A 26,896-nucleotide genomic window follows, 5' to 3' on the forward strand; every position below is an offset into this window, starting at 1 on the left:
ACACCTTAACTTAACAAGTTAAAGTAAACTATAGTATAAATATTCAATAATTCAAAGATGTTAAGAAATAAAATCAGCTTACGCTAAGACAAAATATTGTTGGACTTTTGGTTTGTTCGGATAACCTAGTAACCATCCCCAAAAAATTAACGACAGAAACACCACCAAAGTAGATAGACCTAAGCCTTTTCCTAAATATCTTGGCTCTATCATATTGCCCATGATCATATTAATCAGTACGTAACCTAAACCAATCGCACCAGCTTCACCTAAACCCAATTGAATTGCAGCTAAGGTTACCGCAGGTACCGCCGCAATAATTGAACCTATATTGGGAATATAATTCAATAGAAATGCAAATACTCCCCATAACAAATAGAAATCTAAACCAAAAATCCACAGCATGGTAGAAACAATAATCCCGGTAGCAATACTAACCATGGTTTTGATAGCGATATAGTTATTGACTGACGAAAGAAAGCGTTCAATTTGTTTTATGCGCATCTCAGGATCATCTAACGCAAAGTGTAACTTGATAGGAAAAGAAGATGCTTCAAAAAGCATAAAAACAACCGTTAGTATGATCAAAAACAAGTTAGTCATTACTGAGCCAAAGCCACTCAGCATGCTTGCAGCCATCCCCATAGCAACAGCGGGATCAAAGTACTCTAATAAAATTCCTGTAGATATTTGCATGTTATAACGCGCTAGAAAAGCCGTTAACCAAATAAATTGTTCTTTAAGCTGTAATCGGTATTGAGGAATAAGCTGAGATAATTCGTTTAATGATTTTCCTACCAATCCTGCGATAGAAAGTGCAATGGTGACAAATAAACCAATAACTATAATAACCGAAATAGCCTTTGGTATTTTAAATTCACTGGCTTTAGCGACTATTGGGTTGCAAATAATGGCAATAAATAAAGCCAATAAGAATGGGACTAAAATATTGGCTGCCGTTTTGATCCCTGCAAAGATAATAAAAATGGCTGCAATGGTGACAAACACTTTCACTACACTTGTATTCTTAGCTAACGCACCCATATATTTTCAATCCTTTTACCAATAAAGCTATTGTTTTTATTATTTAAATCATCATCGGCAATATACCTTAATTACCGATGATAATATATGGTGCTACTACATTGTCCGACGAATTAAAGTTACGCTAGGCAAATTTATCAATCGCCAACAAGACAACAAGCCAACAATACCAACAAATCCAGCGCCAGCGATGATGCCTAGTAACCAAAAATCAAAATGAAAACTTGTTTGCATTTGAAATAGGTTTGTTTGTAATAGATATACTGTCACCTCCATCGCCATACTTGCCATCAAACCTGCGATAGCACCTAACGCAACAAATTCGAATAATACACTATTACGCAATAATGAGCCTTTAGCCCCGATAGTACGTAATATAGCAATTTCTCTCTCACGCTCTTCCATACTTGCTTGTACTTGAGCAACTAGCACTAAACAGCCAGCAAGTACCACTAACACTAGTATAAACTCAACAGCTTTGGAGACTTGCTCAATAACTTTGCGTAATTGATCAATCATGGCATCGATATCAATTAAACTAATTGTTGGGTAATCAGCAAGGAACTTTTGCATTAACAACTTTTTATCTTTAGCAACATAAAGAGAAGCTATATAGCTGGCTGGAAAATCAGCCAAAACTTGAGGGCTGAATATCATATAGAAGTTTGGTTGCATCGATTGCCAATTTACCGTACGAATAGAAGTTACCGGTACTTCGATAGTATCACTGCCCAATTGAAAAGTGAGTTTGTCGCCAAGTTTTACATTTAATCGCTCAGCTAAACTTTCCTCGATTGATACTTCAGCAGTACTAGAACTTTCATTCCACCACTGCCCCTGTGAAATAACATTTTCATTCGGTAATTTGTCACGCCAAGTTAAATTAAGCTCACGCCCAACGCCTCGACGGCCATTATCAGCGCCATCGTCTTGCTCTTTAGTCACTTGTTTTGCAACTTCATCATTATTGATCGCCGTTAATCTACCTCTAATAACCGAATATAAATCACTCGCTACAATATTATTAGCATTAATAAACTCTTCAACGTTTGTTGCTTGATCGTTGGCAATATTCACTAAGAATAAATTTGGTGCATTTTCGGGTAGTTGTTCTTGCCACTCTGAAAGTAAAGCGCTTTTAATAACAATGATCATCAATAAAAGTTTTATGGCAATCGTAAAACTGACTAGCTGAACACTATTCGCTGCAGCACGTCTTTTTAGGTTAGCCATGGCAAGATGCCAAGCAGCACCAGATTTACTACCGACAGTTCGACTTATGTTCATCAGTAGGCGCCCCATAACAAGTAATAAACCTGAAACGACGACCCCTGCAAACAATAAGTTGATGCTAAGTTGTAAGCTGCGACTAAATAAGACTAACAAAAAGAATAATGCGAGTAGCGGAGGTAGTGCTTCAATAAGTCGATTTGAGAAAGATTGTTTTATTTTACCCTGATTGCTATCTCTAAGCGTAGCCAATGGAGAGGTAGCAATTAGCTGCTTTAAAGGAGTCAAAGCAAAAGCAACGGCACATACAAGTCCTGTTAATACCGCCATAACGAGAGGATATAGACCAAGAGGTATTAAGGTGAATGAAAATATGCTTAAGCCACCATCTTGATTTTGGCTCTCTATGACCTGAATGGGTAAATAATCTTTAATGGCATAAAGGCCTAGCTGAGCCAAAATATACCCAAATAATAACCCTAACATTATGCTAAACAGACTTAAACTTGCCCAATGTAAAGTATACAGTTTTCTAATGTGTGATAACGACGCACCCATTGCTTTGTACACAGCAACACTACTTAAGTGCTTTTGGCCATAACGCCTACTAGCGACTGCCACGGCAACAGCTGCCAATATGATACCGAGTAAACTGGCAAGCGATAAATACTTTTCTGCTCGATTTAAGGCATTTGCTAATGGTGATTGTTTAGATTGGATGTCATACCAACGTTGAGCATCATTTATTTGAGGTTTAATCCAGTTATCTAATGCTGTAATGGCATTACTATTACCAGCAAATAAATATTTATACGTAACACGGCTTCCAGGCTGAACAAGCTTAGTTGCCGCTAAATCGTCAATATTTATAATAACTTTAACACCTGAGGTAAAAACACTAAAAGAAGCATCAGGAATTTGATTAGCAATGCCATCAATTGTTAGTTGAGCATTCCCTATCTCAATCACATCGCCAACATTAACATTCAACAATGATAAAAATTTAGGCTCAACATACACACTACCTTGCTCAGGAGCATGTTTAACTTGTGACTGTTCAGACGATAGTTTACTACTAACTAAAAGTTCACCTCTTAATGGGTACCCACTTGAGACGGCAACTAATTCAACAAGTTGCATATTATCACCAGCAAATACCATAGATGACATTAATACTTGTTCAGCTTGAGAAATACCTGCTTGATGCGTATGCGCTTTTATCGCTTCAAGACTTAGCTCTTCACTTGTTGTTTCATGTAGAGAGCGGCTAGTTTGTAAAATTCGATCCGCAGCAATAAAACTGGTGCTTTCATTAATCAACGCTTGTTTTATTTGCCCTGAAAAACCCGCCAGTGAAAATACACTCATGACGCCTAAAACAATTGCCAAAATAATGATAGTGAGCTCTCCACGCTTTAATTCGTGGAAGAATAATCTCATTGACTGTTTAGCCCAGTTGGCCGTTAAAATACTCATGCGTTAGCTGGCTTAGAAGTGGCTTGTGGCTCTATTGTCGATTGTGTTTTTTTCTCAACATTAGATTGATCAGTAAGATAACCGCCCTTCATTTTAACACTTCGTTGGCAACGTTTTGCTAACGTTAAATCATGGGTTACTAATACTAACGTGGTGTCATAATGTTTGTTTAAATCAAAGAGTAAATCAGCAATATGGTTAGAGGTTTGTTTATCTAAATTACCGGTAGGCTCATCCGCAAATAATATGTCTGGTTTAGTAATGAAAGCACGTGCTATGGCAACTCGCTGTTGCTCTCCTCCTGATAATTGAGAAGGAAAGTGATTCACTCTATCAATCAAGCCAACTTGCTTTAATAACGATAATGCATCTTCTTTAGCCGTAGAGCTATTCGCAAGCTCTGCGGGTAGCATGACATTTTCTAAAGCCGTTAAACTATTGACTAATAAAAACTGTTGAAAGATAAAACCGACATGCTCAGCACGAACTTGACTACGCTCTTCTTCATTTAGCTGGTGTAAAGGCTTGTTTTTAAGATAAACTTCACCCTGAGAAGGTAAATCTAACCCTGCTAGTAGTGATAGTAATGTTGTTTTCCCTGATCCTGATGAGCCAACAATGGCGACAGTTTCACCTTTATAAACCGTTAAGTCGATGCCATTTAGCAATTGTAATTGCTTATTTTCTAGCGATACTGACTTAGTAATTGATTGAGTTTTAAGAATAATTTCGGAATTAAATGTCATGATTAAAAATACTTATTTAAATGTGTTACTACTGTTAATTGTGGTTACTTTATTTTACTCAAATTCAAGTTATAGTGAGTCAAAAAAACCTAGCTCTATTTTAATACTAGGTGATAGCCTAAGTGCAAGCTTTGGCTTAAAAGAAAACCAAGGTTGGGTATACCAGCTAAACCAAACATTAAGTAACCAAAATGCCCCTTATACACTTGTTAATGCCAGTATAAGCGGAGAGACTACAGGTGGTGCACTAGCTAGGTTACCAAGCATTTTAGCGAAACAAAATATCGATTATTTACTTATTGAATTAGGGGGCAATGATGGCTTGCGAGGCTTCCCTCCTAAGCTAATTAAAAATAACTTGTTACAAATAATCGAACTTGCCGAGCAAAAAAACATCCAAGTTTTACTAATGTCCATCATGATACCGCCAAATTACGGACAACGATATAACCAGTTATTCAATCAGACTTTTATTGATGTTGCAGAGCAAAAAAGTATTCCTTTATTACCATTTTTTATGGAGTCTATTGCGACACAGCCTGATCTAATGCAAGCAGACGGTATTCATCCTAATCTAGCAGCCCAACCATTAATAGTAGAATTTATGGAGCAAACATTATCAAACCTTGTTTCTACGCCACTGGTGTTAAAGGAACATAAATAACGATGGACTTTATTTGGATTTTCTTCGCCTTTATTTGTGGTTTAGCAGCTAAAACTATTAACCTCCCTCCTTCAATTGGTTTTTTACTTGCAGGTTTTGCATTGAACTTTAGTGGCTATCAGGCAGATGATAGTTTGACGATATTAAGTGATTTAGGCATTACCTTGATGCTATTTACTATCGGCCTAAAGTTGAATGTAAAAAGCTTGTTTAAAAATGAAGTATGGTTAGCCAGTTCATTGCATACCATCATTTGGCTTACTGTCACTATTAGTATCATTAAAGTTTTTGCTTTTTTTGCTATCAATTATTTTGCAGAGTTAGATTTTTTAACCATGATGCTCATCGGCTTCGCTTTAAGTTTCAGTAGTACCGTTTGTGTGATCAAGTTATTAGAAGAAAACGGCGAAATGAAAACTCGCCATGGTAAAATCGCCGTAGGTATACTTGTTATCCAAGATATCCTTGCGGTTGCATTTCTTGTCTTTGCTACAGGTAAAATACCTTCTGTCTGGGCTGTCGCATTATTATCCTTGTTTTTAATCCGACCGCTCATTAACAAAATCATTGATTTGGTTGGTCACGGTGAATTAATTCCGCTAACAGGTTTCTTTATCGCTTTAGGGAGTTATGAGCTATTTGAGTTAGTTAATATTAAAGGGGATTTAGGAGCATTACTTATTGGTATGTTTTTATCATCTCACTCTAAAGCATCAGAAATAAATAAATCATTAATGAGCTTTAAAGACCTATTTTTAATCGGTTTCTTTCTATCGATTGGCTTTAGTGCATTACCCACCATAGAAATGTTAAACCTGGCATTACTACTAATATTACTATTACCGATCAAATTTGTTTTATTCTTTGGTTTACTGAGCATCATGAAAATAAGATGTAGAACGGCTTATTTAAGTGCCTTAACACTCAGTAACTTTAGTGAGTTTGGGTTAATAGTTGCCGCAATAAGTGTAAGTAGCGGTTGGCTTAGTAATGAGTGGTTAGTGATCTTAGCGCTAACAGTCGCTATTTCGTTTGTTATTACTAATGTTTTGTATCGTTTTGCTCATAGCTTCTTTAGCCACAGTAAATATGTATTTCAACGCTTCGAGCGAAAAGAGATTTTGGCAGAAGATGTATTTACTCAACCTTGTAATGCTCCCATTGTCATTATTGGTATGGGACGTGTAGGTATGGGGGCATATCGAGCTATTTATGAACATAGCGATAAACTTGCTTGGGGCTTAGATGCTGAACAGGAAAAAGTGTCTTGGTTGAAAAAACAAGATGTTGAGGCCTTTTATGGGGATGCTGAAGATGCCTTCTTTTGGGAGCGTATTGACTTAACAAAGCTTGAATTGGTGCTGTTAGCATTACCCAACGTTATTGATAGTTTAAGTATCACAGAGCAACTGCAGTTAGCCGGATATAAAGGTAAAATTGCAGCAATAGCACGTTATGATGATGAACGAGAGCAATTAGAAGCATTTGGCATTGATAAAGTCTTTAACTTTTATACTGAAGCAGGTGTTGGTTTTGCCGATGAAAGTATTGCCTTAATTGATGTCAATAATAGCTGATCTGGCTGTGGATATACTGTGAAAAAGCCGTGCATAGCCAGTGCTTAAATTGTTACTAAAAGTGTCGGCTAATATATCAATATAGGGATAATCCCAATTAAAACTTTAAAAAACAACAAGATAAAAAAACATAAAAATAATTAGCATTTGTAAAAACATCCACTACACTTAATTAGTACAAGTTGAGCGGTCAATGTGTTTTGATAAACAGATTTACAATGCTGACTTCGTAATCTAGTCACCATTTAGGTGATAAAAGTGATGCTCGCGCACTCTTTTCCTAGTACTTTGATACTAGGTAAGTCTTGATTGAAAAAGTATTTTAGTTTTGATTAGTTTTTTTGTTAATGGATAGTTAATTAGCGCACGGCTCAAACCCCTTTGAGCCATCCCTTGAGCCCGAATGCTTTATTCGGGCTTTTTTTTATCTTATTTCAAGGTTATAAATTAAATAATCGGTTAAAGTTATCCGTGGTTAATTTGGCAATAGTATCAACAGATTGCCCACGAATACTGGCTAAATGTTTTGCAACTTCAACAACATAGGCGGGCTGGTTTTCTTTGCCACGATGCGGAACAGGTGCTAGGTAAGGAGCATCGGTTTCAATCAGTAACCTATCATCAGGTACTAACTTTGCTACCTCACGTAGTGCCGTAGCATTTTTAAAGGTCACGATACCAGAGAAAGAAATATAAAAGCCTAAATCAAGTGCTTGTTTAGCCATATCCCAACCTTCGGTAAAGCAGTGTAAAATCCCTCCTACGTCCTCTGCACCTTCGTTATTAAGCATGTCTAAAGTATCTTGCTGCGCAGCACGAGTATGGATTATTAAAGGCTTTTTCAACGCTTTTGCAACATTAATATGCTTCTTGAATGAATCTAACTGTAATGCTTTAGTTTCTGGTGCATAGTGATAATCAAGGCCAGTTTCACCAATAGCGATAACTCGTTCTTGATCTGAAAAGCTCAACAGCTCTTGCTCATCAACTTGATCGTCTTGGTTTAATGGATGCATACCACACGAAACCAAAACATTATCGAAGCTTTTGGTTTTTTCTAGCATGGATGGAAAGTCTTTCAGTGTAACGCTGACACAAAGAAGTTTATCTACTTTCACTGCTTTGGCAGCCTGTACTACATTGGCAAGTTCATTGTCATGAAGCGATAAATCAAGTCGGTCTAAGTGGCAATGGGAATCGATGAACAAAAATAGGCTCCGTATAAAATTATAGAAAGAATTTGGAAAAATATATATGAACTGAGTTACATGGTTAATGTTGGCTCAGATGAACTTAATTGGCGTGCAATAGCTTGTTCAATTTGATTTCGGATCTTATCCGGATCATCAGTAAAACTTACACCAATACCTGCAGGTGTGCCATTTTGCGCGCCTGTGGGGGTTAACCAGCACACTTCTCCTTTAATAAGGGAAGGCTCTAACGAATCAGGTAATAATACGTTTAGCTCAACTTCACTGCCAAGATCATAGGGCTCAACAGTACGTATAAACAACCCCCCCTCTTTTAAAAAAGGCATGTAAGATATGTATAAATCATGCTCAGACTGAAACTCTACATTGATGGGGATCACACTCGCTCTCCTGCTAGCCGCTGTTTTTTATTAACATCTTATTTTGAGCAATAACATCACTAATTGACATAATAAGTTGTTCGCAAACGAACTGCTTATTTGCTTGTATGTAAGACTTCATTACTTTACACCCATTAATGATTACATTATAGAGCTGATTCAAAACAAGCGCACTTAACTGCTCTTGCTCTGGAGTTAAATCATTTAACGACAATAAGCGATTTCGCTGAAGGTTAACGGTAATTTGCTCTAACCAGCGTAATGCATGTTCATTATTTAAGACCTGTTGCAATAACTCACTTTCTCCCTGTTGATGGAAAATATAAGTTAGATAAGTCTGTTTAAATGTTTGAAAAGCTTCATTGACTGATGGATTTGTTAATTCTGGTAATTGGGTTAGATTAACAAAATGACTTTCTTGACTGATATCTTTATGGCTAGCTAAGGGGTTGCTATCAAACTCAGTCAATTTTTGTATTAAGGCATCACCTACTACTGGCCTAATATTTAAAACTCTAGAGCGACTAATAATGGTAGGCAGCAAGCGGTCATGATCATCTGTTAATAGAAGTATAATACTGTTTTGTGTTGGCTCTTCTAAAGTTTTCAACAAGGCATTTGCAGCTTGCACTGTCATGCTTTCACTTTCCTTTATTAACACGGTTTTATAAAGGCCAAGTTGTGTGGTTTTTTGTAGAAAGCTATTCGCATGGCGAACTTCATCGACACCAATACTGTTTTTTTCAGCGACTAGATTTAAATGATCAGGTAAAGTATTACTTTGCTCAAGTAAACAGGTTTTGCACTCGCCACAAGCAGTTAATAACCGATGTTCATCTTGCTGCTCTGTCGGTGATTGACAAGCTAATAATTTGATTAACCACTGAGCCAAGTCAGTCTTGCCAGAGCCCTTTACTCCGGTAATAAGAATAGCGTGGGGTAAAATCTGCTCTTTAAGCTGTTGAGATAGGAGCTGTTGATGCTCAATCAACCATGGTTTCATATTAAGTACGCTTTGCTAACAATAAATCGATAATGTCGATAACTTCAGCCAATACAGTTTCTTTGGATTGCGCGGCATCAATTACAGAAAATTTTTCAGGTTGTTGCTCTGCCTGTGTTAAATAGCCATTTCGTGCTTTAATTAAAAAATCAGCTTTTTCATCTTCTAAACGATCAAGCCCCTCTCCCCGGCTATGGACACGCTTAAGCCCTTCGTTAGGATCGAGATCTAGGATAATATTTTGATCTGGACTAAACCCTGCCAATGCTAGATCGTTTATCTTGATAATCGTATCTAATTCGATGCCTCTAGCATAATGCTGAAAACTAAAGGTTGCGGCATCAAACCTATCAGAAATAACAATTTTCCCCTGCTCTAAAGCTGGAATGATTTTTTCTTGAATATGTTGAGCACGGCCTGCACCAAATAGCATTAATTCGGTCATGTAGGTCATTTCAGGGGTTTTGGGGTCTAAAATTACTTCTCTGATTTTTTCACCAATAACTGTGCCACCAGGCTCTCTTGTTAATAAAACATCTAAACCTTTTTCCGTTAGATATTTTTCTACACCTTTAATCACGGTTGTTTTTCCCGCACCATTGCTGCCATCAAAAACAACCATAAAGCCTTTATTCATATTTCTCTCATTTCATATAATTTTTGTCTGCACGACATTGTCCAATGATAGCTAGCTTTGCAACTGACAACAATACTATAGACGAATTGTTGATGGGTATTTTGAACAATTCACCGCTATATGAACAAATTTAGATAATGTCTTAACTAACTATTTCAGTGACCACTTGAGTTTTTACCGAATTAGCAATAAAACATTGTTGATGAGCTTGGTGATGCATCTTTTCCAGCTGTTCAATAGTCGGCGTTTTCTCTGATGAAAAATCTACCTTAGGCCTAAGCGTAACTTTAGTCATGGCAATATTCCCTTCATCATTTTTAGCCATTATTCCCTCTGCATTATCGACATAAGCATTAACAACAAATCTTCTTTTGGCTGCTATAGATAAGAAAAACAGCATATGACAACTAGAAAGTGAAGCAATAAATGCCTCTTCTGGATCGACATTTTCTGCAACAGAGTAAGGTAAAGGTACAATGTGCTCTGACGATGAGGCTTGAACCGTAACACCACCATCAAAGTGCCATTGATGGCCTCTACTGTATTTATTGTCGATGTACACTTCATCTTCTGCTCTTATCCACTTCACTTGAGCTGTATAATCTGACATTTTCATCCCTCATTTAATAATTAATTAGCTGGTATGACTAAAACTTTTTAGTAAGGCAATATGCTCGCTATATCCGACTGAATTAAAGTTGTTTGAAAGCTGATTCATAAAGCCATGCAAATAGTCACAATGACTCGTAGTAACCATAATTTTATTTACTATAGATTTACTCAATTCATTAACATCAAAGTGAGGCTCACTTTCAGGAAAAACAACTTGTATGGGAAATTTTGGTGATAATTGAGTTAAATAGCGTATTTGTGAGCCATAATAACAACAAGCGCTGTTAACTTTGTTTGCAACAACATCCGAAATAGTTGCAGACAATTGCCATATGGCTGAAGCGCCAACACTAAAACCAATGAGTTTAACGCTACCTTCACAACTTGTTATCTTTTCATGCAATAAGTCCACATAACTGTCTATGCCCACATGTTCGGTAAAATACTTATAAGCATGAGACTCATTATCAAAAGATAACACTGCTCCTTGATAGGGATCGATTATGGTATCGGCGTTAATGGCACGAGCAAGTGCTTTGATAGCAGGTGTAAAACCAAAGATGTCTGTAACAATAATACTAACCATTAACTCACTCTCTTATTAAAGGCCCTAGTTACTTATTTGCCTTTCTGTTTAGCCAGATAATTTCGAACCGCAATATTATGCTCTCTTAATGTCTTGCTAAACACATGCTTACCCTGACTATCACTGACAAAGTAATAATAGTCGCTACTCGCAGGATTTAGTGCCGCTGTTAACGCCGATAGGCTTGGCATAGCAATAGGTGTAGGAGGTAGTCCATTAATTCTGTAGGTGTTATATGCCGTCTTCTCACGTAAATGAGCACGAGTTATATCACCTTGATAACGGTCTCCTAACCCATAAATTACCGTTGGGTCTGTTTGTAATCGCATTCTTTTTGCTAATCGATTCATAAATACTGAGGCAATAAGAGGTTGCTCTGGCAAATGACTGGTTTCTTTTTCTATAATTGAGGCCATGATTAAGGCTTCATATGGACTTTCGTACGGCAAATCCATGGCTCTTTGAGCCCATAACTTATCTAACGTTAGTGCCATTGACTTATGTGCACGTCTTAACAAATCAATATCTAAAGTACCTTGAGTAAAGGCATAAGTTTCAGGAAAAAACCATCCCTCAGGGTTAGTTGCGCTGATTTCCAGTTTCTGTGCGATTTGTTCAATACTTAAACCGCTAAGTGTATGGGTCAGGTGCTGCTGTTGCTTAATTTGAGCTAGCCATTCCTTAAAGTTAGAGCCTTCAACAAACGTCAGTTGAAATTGGTGCTCTTTACCCTCTGATAACAGAGCGATTAAGCTTGCTAAACTGCTATTGGGAGACACTTGATATGTTCCCGCTTTGATTTGTACGCGACTTGGATATATACGTGCGTATGCGCGTAACCAAAAACGGTTTTCTAACCAACCTTTATTAACCAACTGTTTGGCGAATGCACTTACTGACATACCTTTGTCAACCGTTACCAACTGTACTTTAGTTATTGGTAACGGTTGCTGAAGTTGTCTATCTAATAAGAAATAAAAACTACACACCAGTAATATTAAAGTGAAGAAACAAACTAAAATTATTTTTTTGAACACTGAACTAATCATTGTTACTCCCTGATTCAATCATCAATTCGCGGATTGCTTTTGCCGGTTCAATATCCAATGTATGTCCATTAAATTCTGCCACAGGAATAACGCCAGAGACACAATTACAGGTAAATATCGTTTTCGCTTGGGAAAAGTCTTCTAATGTAAAAGGCTTAATCACGGTATCAGAATACTGAGCAACAACAGCTTGTCGATAGATACCATTCACACCGCTATGGCTAATAGTAGGAGTGTGCATAATGTTATCTTTTATATAAAAAACATTCGCACTTAGAGTCTCAATGACTTCATCATTGATATTAGTGACTAATAAGTCATCATTGTCAGTCGTTGATAATTCTTGCCTTAACAAGACTTGCTCAAGGCGGTTTAAATGCTTTAATCCTGCTAGCATAGGGTTGAGACCAAGCTGCTGCTTACTAATACCTAATTTAATACCTATTTGGGCTAGTTCATCATAATGCTGAGGGTAATCATGGATCATAATAATAATATCATGTTGATGATAACTAGCTCGGGCATATCCTCGCCCTCCTTTGCTAGCACTTATGATCACTTTTAATACAGCTAAGGGGTAATTCTCTGTAACACAAGAAAGTTGCTTTGTTAAAGAAGAAACTTCTGGAGGGGTAAGGCTTAATTTTTTACAGCTGTTAATTAGTCGCTCGACATGCTCTTTTAGGTAATGAACGCGTCCATTTTGAATTTTAGCGGTAGTAAAAACACCATCACCATAAGCAAGACCACGACTTTCAATATCGATATAACTTTGTTGTACGCCATTAACCAAGCAAAATTTCATAAGAAGAACACATGATAAAAAAGATTCAATAAATAAAAAAGCCTGAAGACTTTAGCAAACAAGCTAAGTATTCAGGCTTAATCATTTAAACACAAGCGTTTATTTTAATTTATATTTTTTTGAAAATTAGTGAGCCGTTAGTGCCACCAAAACCAAAAGAATTACACAACACATAATCTAAATTAACTTCTCGAGCAGCGCCACGAATATAATCTAAATCACAGCCCTCATCTGGGTTATCTAAATTAATGGTTGGAGGAACAATATTATTGGTTAAGGCTTGAATACTAAAAATTGCTTCAACAGAGCCTGCTGCACCTAATAAGTGACCAGTCATCGACTTAGTTGATCCCATCAAGACATTATAAGCATCAGAGCCAAATACTGATTTAACGGCATTAGTTTCAGCAATATCACCTGCAGGGGTTGAGGTACCGTGAGCATTTATGTAGCCAATCTTACTTGCATCTAGCTGAGCATCATTAAGCGCATTCACCATGGCTCTTGCAGCACCTGCGCCATCGGCAGGAGGTGATGTCATATGATAAGCATCACCACTCATACCAAAACCAACTAATTCAGCGTAAATTTTTGCGCCACGAGCTTTAGCATGCTCATATTCTTCAACAACGATTACACCTGCACCATCACCAAGCACAAAACCGTCACGGTCTTTATCCCATGGACGAGATGCCGCTTGAGGATCATCATTACGTCTTGATAAAGCGCGAGCAGCACCAAAGCCACCCATACCAAGTGTAGTAGATGCTTTTTCTGCGCCACCGGCAACCATCGCATCAGCATCACCGTAAGCTATCATTCGAGCAGCATGGCCTATATTATGAACACCACTAGTACAAGCTGTGGTAATCGAAATATTAGGGCCTTGTAAGCCAAACATAATAGACAAATGACCTGAAATCATATTAATAATGGTTGAAGGTACAAAAAATGGTGATAAGCGTTTAGGGTTACCTGCTTTTAACATTTTTTCGTGGTTTTGCTCAATTAAGCCTAAACCACCAATACCAGAGCCAACCGCTACACCAATTCGCGGTGCATTTTCATCATTAACTTCAAGACCAGAATCTTTTATTGCTTGAACACCCGCTGCAACACCATATTGAATAAAAAGATCCATTTTCTTGGCTTCTTTTCTTTCCATATAGTTTTGTGCATCAAAGTCTTTAACCAAGCCTGCAAATTTAGTGGTGTATTCTGAAGTATCAAAATGTTCAATATTACTGATACCACTTTTACCAAGCAGTAAGTTTTCCCATGTCGCCTCTGGTGTATTGCCTAATGGGCTAAGCATACCAAGGCCGGTAACAACAACACGTCTCATTGTGTTCTACCCCTTAAAAAATAAATAGCAGATATAAAAAAAGCGGCCACTTAACTGATAAGTATACCGCTCTTTGTCAATTACGTATAAAACGCAATTAATAGTGACTCACTAATAATTACTGGTTAGCAGTTACGTAGTCGATTGCTGCTTGAACTGTAGTAATTTTTTCAGCTTCTTCGTCAGGAATTTCAGTATCAAATTCTTCTTCTAACGCCATTACTAATTCTACTGTATCTAATGAATCAGCACCTAAGTCATCAACGAATGATGAATCAGTTTTAACTTCTGCTTCACTAACACCTAATTGTTCAATAGTGATTTTTTTTACGCGTTCTTCGATAGTACTCATTTTGTTTCCTTTACTTACTGAAAGTGCAGTTTTTTCAAATTGCGTGTAGTTTATTCGTCAACAGCTCTCCATGCAAGCATCAAGTTGTATTTTTTACGTGGTCTAACCTGTTGACTTCTATTGATTTGATTGAAATCAATAATATTTAATTAATGCAAAGCCTTTAGTATTAAGGCTTAAACCATATACATGCCACCATTAACATGGATGGTTTCACCAGTTATATATGCAGCAGCATCAGAGGCTAAAAAAGCTACTGTGCTAGCTATTTCTTCTGGTTTACCTAATCGATTAGCTGGTACTTGAGAAAAAATCCCCTCTTTTTGCTCATCAGTTAAGGTTTGTGTCATGTCGGTATCGATAAAACCTGGTGCTATGGTATTTACTGTTATGCCTCGAGATGCGATTTCTCGTGCTAGTGATTTCGTAAAACCAAGTAAACCTGCTTTAGCTGTTGAATAATTAACTTGGCCAGCATTACCCATAGAGCCAACAACTGAGCCGATGTTAATAATACGACCTTGACGTTTTTTCATCATAGGGCGTATAGCCGCTTTACTTACTTTAAAGATAGAAGTTAAGTTAGTATCGATAATATCTTGCCATTCATCATCTTTCATACGCATAAATAAGTTATCTTTTGTGATACCAGCATTATTGACTAAGATATCAATGCCGCCATGCTCATCTTTTATATTGGCAAATAAAGCACTAATTGAATCATCATTAGTAACATTTAAGACATAACCGTTACCTGCACCACCTGAACTCAAGTAATCAGCAATTTTTTCTGCGCCGTGCTCAGAGGTCGCTGTACCTACAACGGTTGCGCCTAGTGCTTGCAATTGCATAGCTATCGCTTTACCAATACCACGACTTGCACCTGTTACTAGTGCTACTTTTCCTGTTAATGAAAACATATTATTTCCTATATTTATTATTTTGTTGCTGAAATTAGTGCTGAATTAGCTCTTTTGCTTTTACTAAGCTATCTTCGCTATTAAAAGATACACAGCTAATACTTTTCTTAATTCGTTTAACTAAACCCTGTAATACTTTACCTGGTCCCGCTTCTATCATTTGAGTAATACCTTGCTCACCAAGCAAAGTGACTGTTTCACTCCATCTTACAGGGCTATACAGTTGCTTAATTAATGCTGTTTTAATTGCTTCACCGTTGGTTTCCACGGCGACATCAACATTATTTACTAAATTAATTTTAGGCGTACTAAAGGTGATGTTTTCAAGATCTGCTGCTAATTTGTCAGCAGCATCGGCCATTAATGCACAATGTGATGGAACACTAACAGGTAAAGGAAGAACACGTTTAGCTCCTGCCTCTTTACATAACTCCCCTGCACGCTCTACTGCAGCTTTATGTCCCGCAATAACGACTTGTCCTGGAGAATTAAAGTTTACTGCCGCCACTACTTCACCTGCTTGCGCTTGTTCACAAGCAGAAATAATCGCTTGGTCATCTAAACCGATCACCGCAGCCATAGCACCAACACCCGCTGGTACACATGCTTGCATGTACTCACCACGTTTTTCTACTAACTTAACCCCATCGGTAAGTGAGATCACCTCGGCACAAACCAAGGCAGAATATTCGCCTAAACTATGACCTGCAACAACACTAGGTGTAACACCAACTTCAGCTTGCCAAACTCTCCACAAAGCTACACTAGCCGTTAATAGTGCCGGTTGCGTGAAATTTGTTTGATTGAGTTTCTCTGCGGGACCTTGTGCGATTAATTGCCATAAGTCGTAACCTAGTGCATCTGATGCTTCTTTAAATGTGTTTTGAACAATTTCATTGTCACTAAAATCACTTAACATTGCGACTGTTTGTGAGCCTTGTCCTGGGAAAACGAAAGCTAAATTGCCTTGTAAAGATATATTTTGCATATGATTTTACGTCTCTTTTAACTATTTATAAGTGTTTATAAATGAATAATATTACTGAGGCGACAAACCTTGCTCTAAGGAGTGTTTAATTTTTTCAGGGACTTGTCGCTCTACTTCTTTCACCGCTTCCATAATAGCTGAGAAAAAAGCATTTGAATTTGCATTACCGTGGCTTTTTACCACAATACCGCGCAATCCTATCAAACTTGCACCGTTATACTGGTCGGGGTTCATGGATTTGAACATTTTTTTTAAGCGAGGCTTAACAATTGCTGCCAGTAATTTAACTAAAAAGCTTTGATTAAAAATACTGGTGGATTTTTTATATACTAATCGTGCAACACCTTCACAGGTTTTAAGGGTTACATTGCCGACAAAACCATCACAAACAATAACATCAGCTTTATTAGAGAAAATATCACTGCCTTCAATAAAACCAATATAATTTATCGCTTTATTTTCAGCAAGTTCAAGCGCAGCGAGCTTTATATGGTCACTACCCTTAATAGCTTCCTCCCCCATATTGAGTAACGCGATACGGGGTTTATCGATACCATCTACTTGCTGAGCCATCACTGAGCCCATAACACCAAACTGGTAAAGTACATGAGACTCACAGAAAACATTCGCGCCTAAATCAAGCATAAAGACATGTTTATCGTCATCATGAGTCGGTAAAGAGGATATTAACGCTGGACGTTCAACACCGGGTAACGTTTTTAAAACAAAGTGAGCCATTGAAAATAGAGCACCTGTATTACCGGCACTCACACAAGCTTGCGCTTCACCACTATTAACAAGGTCTAATGCTTTACGCATTGACGAATCTTTTTTAGTTCTTAAAGCAAAGGCAGGTTTGTCATCCATTTCCACAGTTTGAGTTGTGGCTAAAATAGATAATTGTTTATGATTTAATAAATCCTGCTCAGTAATATTAAATTGAGCAAGCTCTGTTGTAATGATTTTTGTATCACCACAAAGAATAAGGTGCAAATTAGGCATATGATTGATTGCCATAATTGCAGAGGGGATCGTTATAAGGGGGCCTTGATCGCCCCCCATAACATCTAACGCTAAGGTTAGAATATTTGAACTGTTCAAGCTCAAATCTATAAGCTATTTAAAGTAAATACGCTTATTTAGCGATTACTTTAACGCCTTTGTAAAAACCATCAGCTGTAACATGGTGACGACGATGCGTTTCACCTGATACTGGATCTACTGATAAGTTTTCTGCTGTTAAAGCATCATGTGAACGGCGCATGCCACGTCTTGAACGAGACTTTTTGCTCTTTTGAACTGCCATGAGTTACTCCTAAATCGGTTGTTAGTTAAATTGCTCTATGCGATCAACTATTTGAGTTGTTTTAATACGTCAAATGGATTCGGTTTCTCAAGCTCTTTAGGCAATTCACCCCAAACACTATCTGCATCAGCAGAACAGTCTTCGATTTCGTGCCGTGGAATTAAAGGAATCATGAGTATTAACTCTTCCTCCACTAATTCTCGCAAGTTTACTTCACCATCTTCATTTAATTCTATTACATCATAATATGATGGAATATTTTCAGCGGCTTCTTCGTTTTTGGCTGGACTAAAAGTAAAGTCTACTTCTAATTCAGTATCAAAAAGTTCATTACACCGCTGACAAGTTAATGCAACTAATGCCGATGCTGTGCCAGACATTACTGTCAAACCACGTTCATCCACATCAAACTTAACACTAACTTGAACATGCTCGCTACGCATTTCGCTAACAGCAAGCAGTCGAGTCATTTCCGATATTTTAAACACACCTTCACACACAAGTCTACGTTGTGCACTTCGGGTTGGGCTAATTGTTATCGGAAGCTTAAGATTCTGCATAAGGCGCGCATAATAAAGCCCCTAAGAGCAAGTGTCAAAAGAAAATTAGCTTATTTCGTTTAAAATTCAAAGATTCTCCTTATAATAGCAGCTATTGAACAGTTTTTGCTTAATTGTTCATCGATGCTGTGCAAATTATTTACTTTTATAGGAATACCATGAAAACCATCGTTTTAGGCTCTACCTCTCCTTTTCGTAAAAGCATTTTAGAAAAATTAAATCTTCCATTTCATTGCGCTAAACCTAATATTGATGAGTCACCGTTGAACAATGAAACACCACAAGTGTTAGTCGAGCGTTTAGCCATAGAAAAAGCTAAAGCTGTTGCCCATAAATTTCCTAATGCTTTGATTATTGGCTCAGATCAAGTGGCGGTATGTGAGGGTGAAATATTAGGTAAACCTCATAATTTTGAAAATGGCGTTAAACAACTTACTAAATTTAGCAATAAAGCTATCACCTTCTATACCGGTTTATGTGTACTAGATAGTGCAACTAATACGGTTAAGTCACTCGTTGAGCCCTTCACTGTACACTTTAATGATCTTTCACTGACAGAAATTGAAAACTACTTGCACGCAGAAGAGCCCTATAACTGTGCTGGAAGTTTTAAAAGCGAAGGATTAGGTATTTGCTTATTTGAGAAGCTTGAAGGTGATGACCCTAATACGCTTATTGGTTTACCTTTAATCAAACTAGTATCACTATTTAAAGATCATGGATTAGATGTACTTAAGAACCAGAGACATTCTCACTCCAAACGATAAGAGCAAATTATTTAAGTTAACAGTTAACAGATTTACTCTTGAGAATATTAAAATAACTGTAATGTTTTTATTGTAAGATGTTGCTTTAAGCTGACCAATAAAGTCTTTAATTATGATAAATTACAGCGATTTTGATGCAATTTTATTTGATATGGATGGAACAATTTTCGATTCAGAAACTGTTCATAGAGAAGCATGGAAAATAACGGCTAATCAATTTAGTCAGCTATTTACAGATGAAATGTATTTACACTTTATTGGCGTGACTACACCAGAGTGTATGAAATTAGCGGTTAAGATGTTCAATGACGAAGTAGAATTACACGAGTTTTCCACTTGTTATTACAACAACCTTCGCGTATTACTTCAAGACAAGGTACCACTTAAAGCTAGTTTTCTAGCTTATTTGGAAGTAATTAAGACGTTAAATAAACCACTGGGAATAGTCACATCAAGTACTATGTCTGGTGTAAAATCAAACTTTGCCTATTACGACTTTTACTCAAATTTTCAAATCGTTGTGACGCGAGATGATGTAAAAAACTCCAAACCTGATCCTGAACCCTATTTGCTTGCCTGCCAGCGATTAGACATTAATCCTCAACGAACAATTGTCTTTGAAGACTCAAGTACAGGGGCAACAGCCTCTCTTGATGCCGGCTGTTATACAATTGGCATTCCAGATCTTGTCTCATTTAATAAAAAAACAGCTAAACGTCTTCACATTGAGTTAACAAGCTTCGAATCCTTGTTGTAAATTAGCTAGGCAGAAAATAAATTGCCCAAATAGTTGTCATGGCATCAACTCATAAGCCGAACTGACAGTCCGCTTGGCTTATGAGCTGATATAAAATAATATTAATGAGAGATAGTGCTTAAATTAAATGCCTTAGTATTATTAACAATAGAAATACTGATGACTAATCAAAAGCTGTTTTTCCGCAACAGTAATATCCTTCTAGTAAAGTAGAAGTTTTTGCTGATGACACTAAATATTGAGTACTTTTTCAAGGTTAGTGAATTCCATGATAGTTTCCCCATGGCATCTCCTCTCATAACGCTTAACTATTGATAAACGTGCATGTAAGACTTGAAATACATCGAGTACAGGCGCTTATCGTTATTTAACGTGTCAAAGCCACATTAACATCATTTCTTTAAAATAGGTTTAAAGGTACGAACGCCTGTTTATTGATTTACGTCTTTCCTTTTATCAAAATAAAGCTTCTCATTAATCAACTCTATAATAATAGTTGTTGTAATTCTGTTAGCGAATTAACTACGGCCTTAGGATTATATTGCTCAAGTACTTGCCTGTCATGTACCCCATAAGTAACGGCAATACTATCTACACCTGCATTTTGAGCCATTTTCAAATCATGACTGGTATCACCAATCATAATAGCTTCATGCGCAGGCACTTCTAATTCAGCCAATATGCTAGTAAGCATTTCAGGGTTTGGTTTTGATGGCATTTCCCCAGCACAACGTGTCGCCTGAAAAAAATGAGTAGTATCACTAATATCTAGTACCCTATCTAAACCTTCTCTGCCCTTTCCTGTGGCGACAGCCAAAAGCTTACCACTATCTTTTAATACTGATAATAATGTGGTCGCATTTTCAAACAAAGGTGTTGGAGTATTACTTCCCTCAATATATTCATACTTATATTGCAAGCGCATTGTTTCAATTTTTTCTTCACTAATACCACTAAACAAAGTAGTGAGAGCTTCAGGAATGCTTAAACCAATAATTTGCTTTACTTCATGAGAAGATGGGCTGACTAAGCCAACAATTTTTGCCGCAGACTGCATTGATACGACAATACGATCTACAGAGTCCATTAACGTACCATCCCAGTCAAAAATGACTAACTTATACTGCTTCATATTTTATAGCTTCTCTTTCACTAATTTACTCAAGAGTTTTTCTAGACTTGGCTCTAATGGTGCTTCCACTTTTAAGCGTTCTTCGGTTTTAGGGTGAGTAAATTCAATACTAGCAGCATGTAAAAATAAACGTTTCAAGCCCTTATTTTTCATATCATTATCAAAATCTTCATGGCCGTATTTAGCATCCATAGCAATAGAATGGCCACTAACTTGACAATGCACACGAATCTGGTGCGTTCTTCCAGTAACAGGAAAAGCACGTACTAAAGTGGCTCCCCGATAACGCTCTAAAACACGATAACGTGTTTCGGATTCTTTACCGTTAATATTATCGACAACAACAACTCGCTCACCAGATTTAAGATCGTTTTTCTTTAACCCTTCAGTAACTCGGGTCAATTTGTTTGGCCAATGACCTTTAACTAATGCATGATAAAATTTTTGTACTTTTTTATTGCGTAATTGCTCATGTAAGTTTCTCAAGGCTGAACGCTTTTTAGCAACCACTAAACAGCCAGAAGTATCTCTGTCTAAACGATGAACAAGCTCTAACATTCTAGCATCAGGGCGTAAGGCCCTAAGTGCTTCAATTAACCCAAAGCTTAAACCGCTACCACCATGAACTGCCATACCTGAGGGCTTATTGATGACAATTAATCTATCATCTTCAAAGAGTATTTGTTTTTCTAAATTAGCAACAATATTTAACCCTGTGGAAACATTATCCGTTTTTTCCGAAACACGGATAGGCGCAATACGCAACACATCATCAAGAGCTAACTTATAAACAGGCTTTATTCGCTTTTTATTAACTCTTATTTCACCTTTACGCATTAAACGATATAAATGACTTTTAGGTACACCTTTTAAGGTTCTAAGTAAAAAGTTATCTATTCGCTGGCCTGCATCTTCACTATCTATAGTAATAAAACGAACTTTGGGTTTATCTTCTTCGATATTTATAGGTTTACTTTGAACAGGTTTTTGTTGATTCACTGAGTTTTTTGACATGACTTGCCGCTTATTTCCTGTCGAATTTCGCAATTCGCGCAGTTTAACACACTTTTTTTATCGCTTTTTGTCATTTAAGTTGTTTTTTATTGGCTTATCCAAGTTTAATAAGTGATAATAAAAAGCTAATGCATAATAAATACTGCTTATTTAGGATATTACTAACAATTTTGCTAAGCAAAAAGTAGTCCTTTTCATAAGTAATTAAGCATTAACTTTAGAAGCTTTAAAGAGAAACGTAAGAGGCAAACTGCGGTCACATTAGTATAGCAACTCCAATTGTTGGCACTTGACTTACTAGTAGAACGACCTGTTGTAATAACTAACGCGTGTAACTTGTTAGAAAAAACATAAACAGTTTTATTAATTGACAATTAATAGTAGCCCAGCTCCATAAAGCAATTTTATTAAATTAACTTACTTTGCTGTATCAGTTTTCAACATACAACTTAATAAACCACTAAAATAAAGCGTAAAAAGTCGCTAGGTATAAATAGTTGTAAATACAAGCAAAATAAGTAGCACAGCACACTTGCTGAGCACATAAAGAAACATTTACATCATGAGTTTTGTTTGAGAACAATTTCATGGTTAATTAATAACAATCAGAATTTATAACAGCTTAGCGTGGTTAAATGACACGCTAACATTGACAACCGTGAGGCTGACAACTTGCTGTTAAAACACCATAGATTGCACTACTTTGTGTACTTAACATAGGTGTGTTGTGACTAAAAATGAGTCACACAAACTATGAAACGTATGTTAATAAACGCTACCCAATCGGAAGAATTGCGCGTAGCTCTTGTTGATGGACAAAAACTTTACGATTTAGATATTGAAAGTCCTGGCCATGAACAAAAAAAATCAAATATTTATAAAGCAAAAATCACACGAATTGAGCCTTCTTTAGAGGCTGCTTTTGTTGACTATGGTGCAGATCGCCATGGTTTCCTACCGATGAAAGAAATTGCCCGAGAGTATTTCCCTAATGGTTATACTTTTAAAGGCCGCCCAAATATTAAAGAAGTATTACGTGAAGGCCAAGAGGTTATCGTTCAAATAGATAAAGAAGAACGTGGCCAAAAAGGTGCTGCGTTAACGACTTTTATCAGCTTAGCCGGAAGCTATTTAGTTTTAATGCCTAATAACCCTCGTGCTGGTGGTATATCACGTAGAATCGAAGGTGATGAACGTACAGAGCTTAAAGCATCTTTGAGTAAACTTGACCTGCCAAAAGGTATGGGATTAATTGTTCGCACCGCAGGTGTAGGCAAGGCCTATGAAGAATTAGAATGGGATTTAAGTGTTTTATTACATCACTGGAAAGCTATTAGTGATGTAGCAGAAACTCGCCCTGCTCCTTTTTTAATTCATCAAGAAACTAATCTGATCCTACGTGCTATTCGTGATTATTTACGACGCGATATAGGCGAAGTGCTTATCGATCGCCCTAAGACATTTGAAAGTGTTAAGAAGCACATCGAAATAGTTCGCCCTGACTTCTTAAATAAAATCAAATTATATAATAGTGACGTACCTTTATTTACTCACTATCAAATTGAAACCCAAATTGAAACAGCATTTCAGCGTGAAGTACGCCTACCTTCTGGTGGTTCAATCGTTATTGACCCGACAGAAGCAATGACTTCTATTGATATTAACTCTGCCCGTGCAACTAAAGGTAGTGATATTGAAGAAACAGCCTTTAATACTAACCTTGAAGCTGCTGAAGAAATTGCGCGTCAATTACGTTTACGTGATTTAGGTGGTCTAGTTGTTATTGATTTTATCGATATGACACCTGTTCGTCATCAACGCGAAGTTGAAAATCGTATGCGCGATTCAGTCAGACAAGACAGAGCACGCATTCAATTAGGGCGTATTTCTCGCTTTGGCTTATTAGAAATGTCTCGACAACGACTACGCCCTTCTATTGGCGAAACTAGCCAAGGGGTTTGTCCTCGTTGTAGTGGTACTGGACAAGTACGAGGTGTTGAATCTCTAGCACTTTCAGTACTTCGTTTAATGGAAGAAGAAGCCATTAAAGAAAATACTCAACATGTTCAAGCACAAGTACCTGTTCCTGTTGCAACCTACTTGCTAAATGAAAAACGTCGCTCTGTTATGCATATTGAAAAGCATCATGGTGTACGTGTACTGATCATCCCTAACCCTCACATGGACACACCTCAATACGAAGTATTACGTGTGAAGAAAGATGAAACAGTAGCTAATGCAAGCTATGAAATTTCTATAAAACAGGCAGAGTTAGAAGAAGCTAAAATGCCTAAGTTTGATAAAGAAGTTGCTAAGCGTGATGAACCAATGATCCAAGCTATGGGTCAAGGAATGGTCGCACCTAAGGTAGCAGAATCAACAACTGCTCCGAGCGCGGTTGCTACTCCTAGTAAATTAGCAGCTAAACCAACAGGTTTCTTTGCTTGGCTGAAAAGCCTTTTCGTTTCAGAAGAAGTGAAAACTGAAGAAAAAACTACAGAGAGTAAACCTAAACGTCAAGACAACCGTGGTCAACAACGTGGACGTCAAGGGCAACGCCGTGGTAATACTCGCAATAATCGTGGTGGTAAACGCCATGATGAACGTAACGATAACCGCAATGCTAAATCTAACGAGAAAGATAGAAACACACGTAATAAAGATGAGCGTGAAGAAGGTAATAAGTCACAAAACAGGACTAAAAAGCCTAATCGTAAACCTGAGCATGATAAAAATAAACAGGTTAAAGATGAAGTAGTAGCTGAACGTCGTCAACGTAGATCAAACCGTAAAAAAGTACGCGTTAATAAGGCGAAAGATGCAACGACTGAACAAGAAAATAGCCAAGTTCAAACCGCTGCTAATGAAGCCGTTGCACCTAAAAAGGTAGACGTACAAACTGCTGCTCAATCAGAAAACAAAGCAGACGTAGTGAATACGGAGTCAGAAAAGCGTGAAGAACGTCCAAGAAGCCGTCGTTCCCCTAGACACTTACGTTCTAACGGACAGCGTAAACGTCGTGAGAAGAATGTTGAACAAGGTAATGAAAACTCTGCTGAGGTAGCTAACGAAGCAATTGAAGCTCGTTATCCTGAAGCTGTTTCAAATGAAATTCAGCAAGACTTACCTTTTGTAGATGTTGAAACTCAAGTTGAAGCTAAAGTAGAAGCTCCAGTTGAAACTAAGGTAGAAACTCCGGTTGAAGCTAAAGAAGAAGCTCCAGTTGAAACTAAAGAAGAAGCTCCAGTTGAAACTAAAGTAGAAACGCCAGTTGAAGCTAAAGTAGAAACTCCGGTTGAAGCTAAAGCAGAAACTCCGGTTGAAGCTAAAGTAGAAACTCCAGTTGAAGCTAAAGAAGAAGCTCCGGTTGAAGCTAAAGTAGAAACGCCAGTTGAAGCTAAAGTAGAAACACCAGTTGAAGCTAAAGTAGAAACGCCAGTTGAAGCTAAAGTAGAAGCTCCAGTTGAAGCTAAAGTAGAAACTCCGGTTGAAGCTAAAGAAGAAGCTTCGGTTGAAGCGCCAGTGAAAAAAGTTAAAAAAGCGACAACAGCTAAAGCTAAATCGGCTCCAAAAGATAAGAAGTTAGCAAGACAAGTTAAAAAAGCGAACCGATTATCAGGTCGAGCAACTTCACCTATGACTAAAACTGAAACTATTACCACGATTAATGAAATCCCAACTAGCTATATGGCCAGTGAAGATCGTTTCGTGCATCAGGTATCAGGACGTACTGCTGTAACGTCTGATGTAGTAAGTCGTAGTTCAGCTGAAGCAACTAAGCCAGTATAATGGTTTAATCGCCTACAAAAATCTAAGCCAGTCGTTAGCAATAACCACTGGCTTTTTTATTTCTGGTAAGGGAGAATAAATACTATCTAATCTTCACCACTCAGGTAGAACGTGCAAGCATTCATCGATATCAGTTGGTGGCAGTTAGCAAGTTTCAGCTTGCTCTTATTTATACCCTTTGCCATAAATCATAAGCTAAAACTTACCATTAACTCTGATATAGCCTACGCTACTCTTCGCATGTCTATTCAGTTAATGCTAGTTGGCCTCTACTTAAAATATATTTTTATCCTCGATAACCAATGGCTAAATATCATCTGGCTAGTTATTATGGTTTTAATTGGCACAAGTGCGATATTATCCAGTAGTAAAGTTAATAAGAGCAATGTCTTCATTCCTATAGTTATAGGTTTGTTTATTGGTCTAATTCCCATATTGATGTTAATTCTCTATTTTATGTTACAGCCGACTCCAACACTGTCGGCGCAATATTTAATTCCTATTGCAGGGATGCTATTAGGTAATAGTTTAAGTGGTAACATAATAGCACTGCAAAGGCTCTCTAGTGCCTTTGACGAGAGGATTGCTGAATATGAAGGAGCATTAGCGTTAGGAGCAACTCCAAAGCAAGCCAGTGAAGGTTTTATTCAAGATTCTCTACAAACAGCCTTGGCACCAATATTAGCGACTATGGCAACAACAGGCTTGGTTACCTTACCAGGAATGATGACAGGTCAAATTCTTGCAGGTGCTGACCCTGTGATAGCGATTAAATATCAAATCATGATCATGATTGCTATCTTTACTATGATGAACATTTCTATTGCTGCATGTTTAAAGCTTACGGTGCACTTTTCAATAAATAATGCCGGCTTAGTGAAAATAAAAAAACCAGCACATTATTGAAAACATGCTGGTTTTTATTTATATAACTGTAATTAACTTA

Annotated in this window: 26 protein-coding genes; 6 read left to right on the forward strand and 20 right to left on the reverse strand. The window is 37.3% G+C overall.

Annotation, left to right across the window (positions count from 1 at the left end; genetic code table 11):
- Window positions 1-78: 78 nt before the first annotated feature.
- The 3 genes from AC27IF_RS11800 to AC27IF_RS11810 form a co-directional block, all read right to left on the reverse strand.
- Window positions 79-1,044, reverse strand: a complete 966-nt coding sequence (locus AC27IF_RS11800; protein WP_487054530.1) for an AI-2E family transporter — start codon at window positions 1,042-1,044, stop codon at window positions 79-81.
- 96 nt (window positions 1,045-1,140) lie between these two features.
- Complete coding sequence (locus AC27IF_RS11805) at window positions 1,141-3,750, reverse strand: ABC transporter permease (RefSeq protein WP_487054531.1); 2,610 nt, start codon at window positions 3,748-3,750, stop codon at window positions 1,141-1,143.
- Window positions 3,747-4,496 carry an ABC transporter ATP-binding protein gene (locus AC27IF_RS11810; RefSeq protein ID WP_487054532.1) on the reverse strand — a complete coding sequence of 250 codons (750 nt, stop codon included), beginning with the start codon at window positions 4,494-4,496 and terminating at the stop codon, window positions 3,747-3,749. The genes AC27IF_RS11805 and AC27IF_RS11810 overlap by 4 nt, the downstream gene beginning before the upstream one ends.
- Here AC27IF_RS11810 and AC27IF_RS11815 point away from each other — a divergent pair.
- Together AC27IF_RS11815 and AC27IF_RS11820 are read left to right on the forward strand one after the other, a co-directional pair.
- On the forward strand, window positions 4,495-5,160 hold the full coding sequence (locus tag AC27IF_RS11815; protein ID WP_487054533.1) for an arylesterase: 666 nt from the start codon (window positions 4,495-4,497) through the stop codon (window positions 5,158-5,160). The two genes, AC27IF_RS11810 and AC27IF_RS11815, sit on opposite strands and share 2 nt — an antisense overlap.
- Before the next feature lie 2 nt (window positions 5,161-5,162).
- Entirely contained in the window at window positions 5,163-6,737 is a 1,575-nt protein-coding gene (locus AC27IF_RS11820) for a cation:proton antiporter domain-containing protein (protein ID WP_487054534.1), read from the forward strand.
- Window positions 6,738-7,177: 440 nt separating this feature from the next.
- Here the strand turns inward: AC27IF_RS11820 and AC27IF_RS11825 are convergent, their stop codons facing one another.
- The 15 genes from AC27IF_RS11825 to yceD form a co-directional block, all read right to left on the reverse strand.
- The gene (locus AC27IF_RS11825) at window positions 7,178-7,945 is read right to left on the reverse strand and encodes a TatD family hydrolase (RefSeq protein WP_487054535.1); all 768 of its coding nucleotides are present in this window, start codon (window positions 7,943-7,945) and stop codon (window positions 7,178-7,180) included.
- Window positions 7,946-8,001: 56 nt separating this feature from the next.
- Window positions 8,002-8,328 (reverse strand): PilZ domain-containing protein, encoded by a 327-nt coding sequence (locus AC27IF_RS11830; RefSeq protein ID WP_487054536.1) that lies wholly within the window; start codon window positions 8,326-8,328, stop codon window positions 8,002-8,004.
- Window positions 8,329-8,341: 13 nt separating this feature from the next.
- Window positions 8,342-9,331, reverse strand: a complete 990-nt coding sequence (locus tag AC27IF_RS11835; protein WP_487054537.1) for a DNA polymerase III subunit delta' — start codon at window positions 9,329-9,331, stop codon at window positions 8,342-8,344.
- A gap of 1 nt (window position 9,332) precedes the next feature.
- Window positions 9,333-9,968, reverse strand: a complete 636-nt coding sequence (gene tmk / locus AC27IF_RS11840; protein ID WP_487054538.1) for a dTMP kinase — start codon at window positions 9,966-9,968, stop codon at window positions 9,333-9,335.
- Between the two features lie 142 nt (window positions 9,969-10,110).
- Window positions 10,111-10,578 (reverse strand): OsmC family protein, encoded by a 468-nt coding sequence (locus AC27IF_RS11845; protein WP_487054539.1) that lies wholly within the window; start codon window positions 10,576-10,578, stop codon window positions 10,111-10,113.
- A 24-nt stretch (window positions 10,579-10,602) separates the two neighbouring features.
- On the reverse strand, window positions 10,603-11,166 hold the full coding sequence (locus AC27IF_RS11850) for a dienelactone hydrolase family protein (RefSeq protein WP_487054540.1): 564 nt from the start codon (window positions 11,164-11,166) through the stop codon (window positions 10,603-10,605).
- Window positions 11,167-11,198: 32 nt separating this feature from the next.
- Window positions 11,199-12,215, reverse strand: a complete 1,017-nt coding sequence (gene mltG, locus AC27IF_RS11855; RefSeq protein ID WP_487054541.1) for an endolytic transglycosylase MltG — start codon at window positions 12,213-12,215, stop codon at window positions 11,199-11,201.
- A complete protein-coding gene (pabC, locus tag AC27IF_RS11860) occupies window positions 12,208-13,020 on the reverse strand; it encodes an aminodeoxychorismate lyase (protein WP_487054542.1) in 813 nt (270 codons plus the stop codon). The genes mltG and pabC overlap by 8 nt, the downstream gene beginning before the upstream one ends.
- Window positions 13,021-13,129: 109 nt before the next feature.
- Window positions 13,130-14,365, reverse strand: a complete 1,236-nt coding sequence (fabF, locus tag AC27IF_RS11865; RefSeq protein WP_487054543.1) for a beta-ketoacyl-ACP synthase II — start codon at window positions 14,363-14,365, stop codon at window positions 13,130-13,132.
- A 118-nt stretch (window positions 14,366-14,483) separates the two neighbouring features.
- Window positions 14,484-14,717, reverse strand: a complete 234-nt coding sequence (gene acpP, locus AC27IF_RS11870; RefSeq protein WP_487054544.1) for an acyl carrier protein — start codon at window positions 14,715-14,717, stop codon at window positions 14,484-14,486.
- A 176-nt stretch (window positions 14,718-14,893) separates the two neighbouring features.
- A complete protein-coding gene (fabG, locus tag AC27IF_RS11875) occupies window positions 14,894-15,637 on the reverse strand; it encodes a 3-oxoacyl-ACP reductase FabG (RefSeq protein ID WP_487054545.1) in 744 nt (247 codons plus the stop codon).
- Window positions 15,638-15,671: 34 nt separating this feature from the next.
- A complete protein-coding gene (gene fabD, locus AC27IF_RS11880; protein WP_487054546.1) occupies window positions 15,672-16,625 on the reverse strand; it encodes an ACP S-malonyltransferase in 954 nt (317 codons plus the stop codon).
- A 51-nt stretch (window positions 16,626-16,676) separates the two neighbouring features.
- A complete protein-coding gene (gene plsX, locus AC27IF_RS11885) occupies window positions 16,677-17,732 on the reverse strand; it encodes a phosphate acyltransferase PlsX (protein ID WP_487054547.1) in 1,056 nt (351 codons plus the stop codon).
- A gap of 28 nt (window positions 17,733-17,760) precedes the next feature.
- Window positions 17,761-17,931 carry a 50S ribosomal protein L32 gene (rpmF, locus tag AC27IF_RS11890; RefSeq protein WP_116000475.1) on the reverse strand — a complete coding sequence of 57 codons (171 nt, stop codon included), beginning with the start codon at window positions 17,929-17,931 and terminating at the stop codon, window positions 17,761-17,763.
- Between the two features lie 47 nt (window positions 17,932-17,978).
- Entirely contained in the window at window positions 17,979-18,491 is a 513-nt protein-coding gene (gene yceD / locus AC27IF_RS11895; RefSeq protein WP_487054548.1) for a 23S rRNA accumulation protein YceD, read from the reverse strand.
- Window positions 18,492-18,649: 158 nt separating this feature from the next.
- Between yceD and AC27IF_RS11900 the strand changes: the two genes are divergently transcribed.
- Both AC27IF_RS11900 and AC27IF_RS11905 read left to right on the forward strand, forming a co-directional pair.
- Entirely contained in the window at window positions 18,650-19,258 is a 609-nt protein-coding gene (locus AC27IF_RS11900; protein ID WP_487054549.1) for a Maf family protein, read from the forward strand.
- 112 nt (window positions 19,259-19,370) lie between these two features.
- Window positions 19,371-20,015, forward strand: coding sequence for an HAD family hydrolase (locus tag AC27IF_RS11905; RefSeq protein WP_487054550.1), 645 nt, complete (start codon window positions 19,371-19,373; stop codon window positions 20,013-20,015).
- Between the two features lie 484 nt (window positions 20,016-20,499).
- Here AC27IF_RS11905 and AC27IF_RS11910 read toward each other — a convergent pair whose 3' ends face one another.
- Both AC27IF_RS11910 and rluC read right to left on the reverse strand, forming a co-directional pair.
- Window positions 20,500-21,147: an HAD-IA family hydrolase gene (locus AC27IF_RS11910; protein ID WP_487054551.1), complete on the reverse strand. Its 648-nt coding sequence runs from the start codon at window positions 21,145-21,147 to the stop codon at window positions 20,500-20,502.
- A gap of 3 nt (window positions 21,148-21,150) precedes the next feature.
- Window positions 21,151-22,161: a 23S rRNA pseudouridine(955/2504/2580) synthase RluC gene (rluC, locus tag AC27IF_RS11915; RefSeq protein WP_487054552.1), complete on the reverse strand. Its 1,011-nt coding sequence runs from the start codon at window positions 22,159-22,161 to the stop codon at window positions 21,151-21,153.
- 753 nt (window positions 22,162-22,914) lie between these two features.
- Here rluC and rne point away from each other — a divergent pair.
- Window positions 22,915-25,950 (forward strand): ribonuclease E, encoded by a 3,036-nt coding sequence (gene rne, locus AC27IF_RS11920; protein ID WP_487054553.1) that lies wholly within the window; start codon window positions 22,915-22,917, stop codon window positions 25,948-25,950.
- A 111-nt stretch (window positions 25,951-26,061) separates the two neighbouring features.
- Window positions 26,062-26,856, forward strand: coding sequence for an ABC transporter permease (locus AC27IF_RS11925; RefSeq protein ID WP_487054554.1), 795 nt, complete (start codon window positions 26,062-26,064; stop codon window positions 26,854-26,856).
- Window positions 26,857-26,896: the final 40 nt, after the last annotated feature.

Source organism: Colwellia sp. KS18-150, assembly GCF_057551365.1.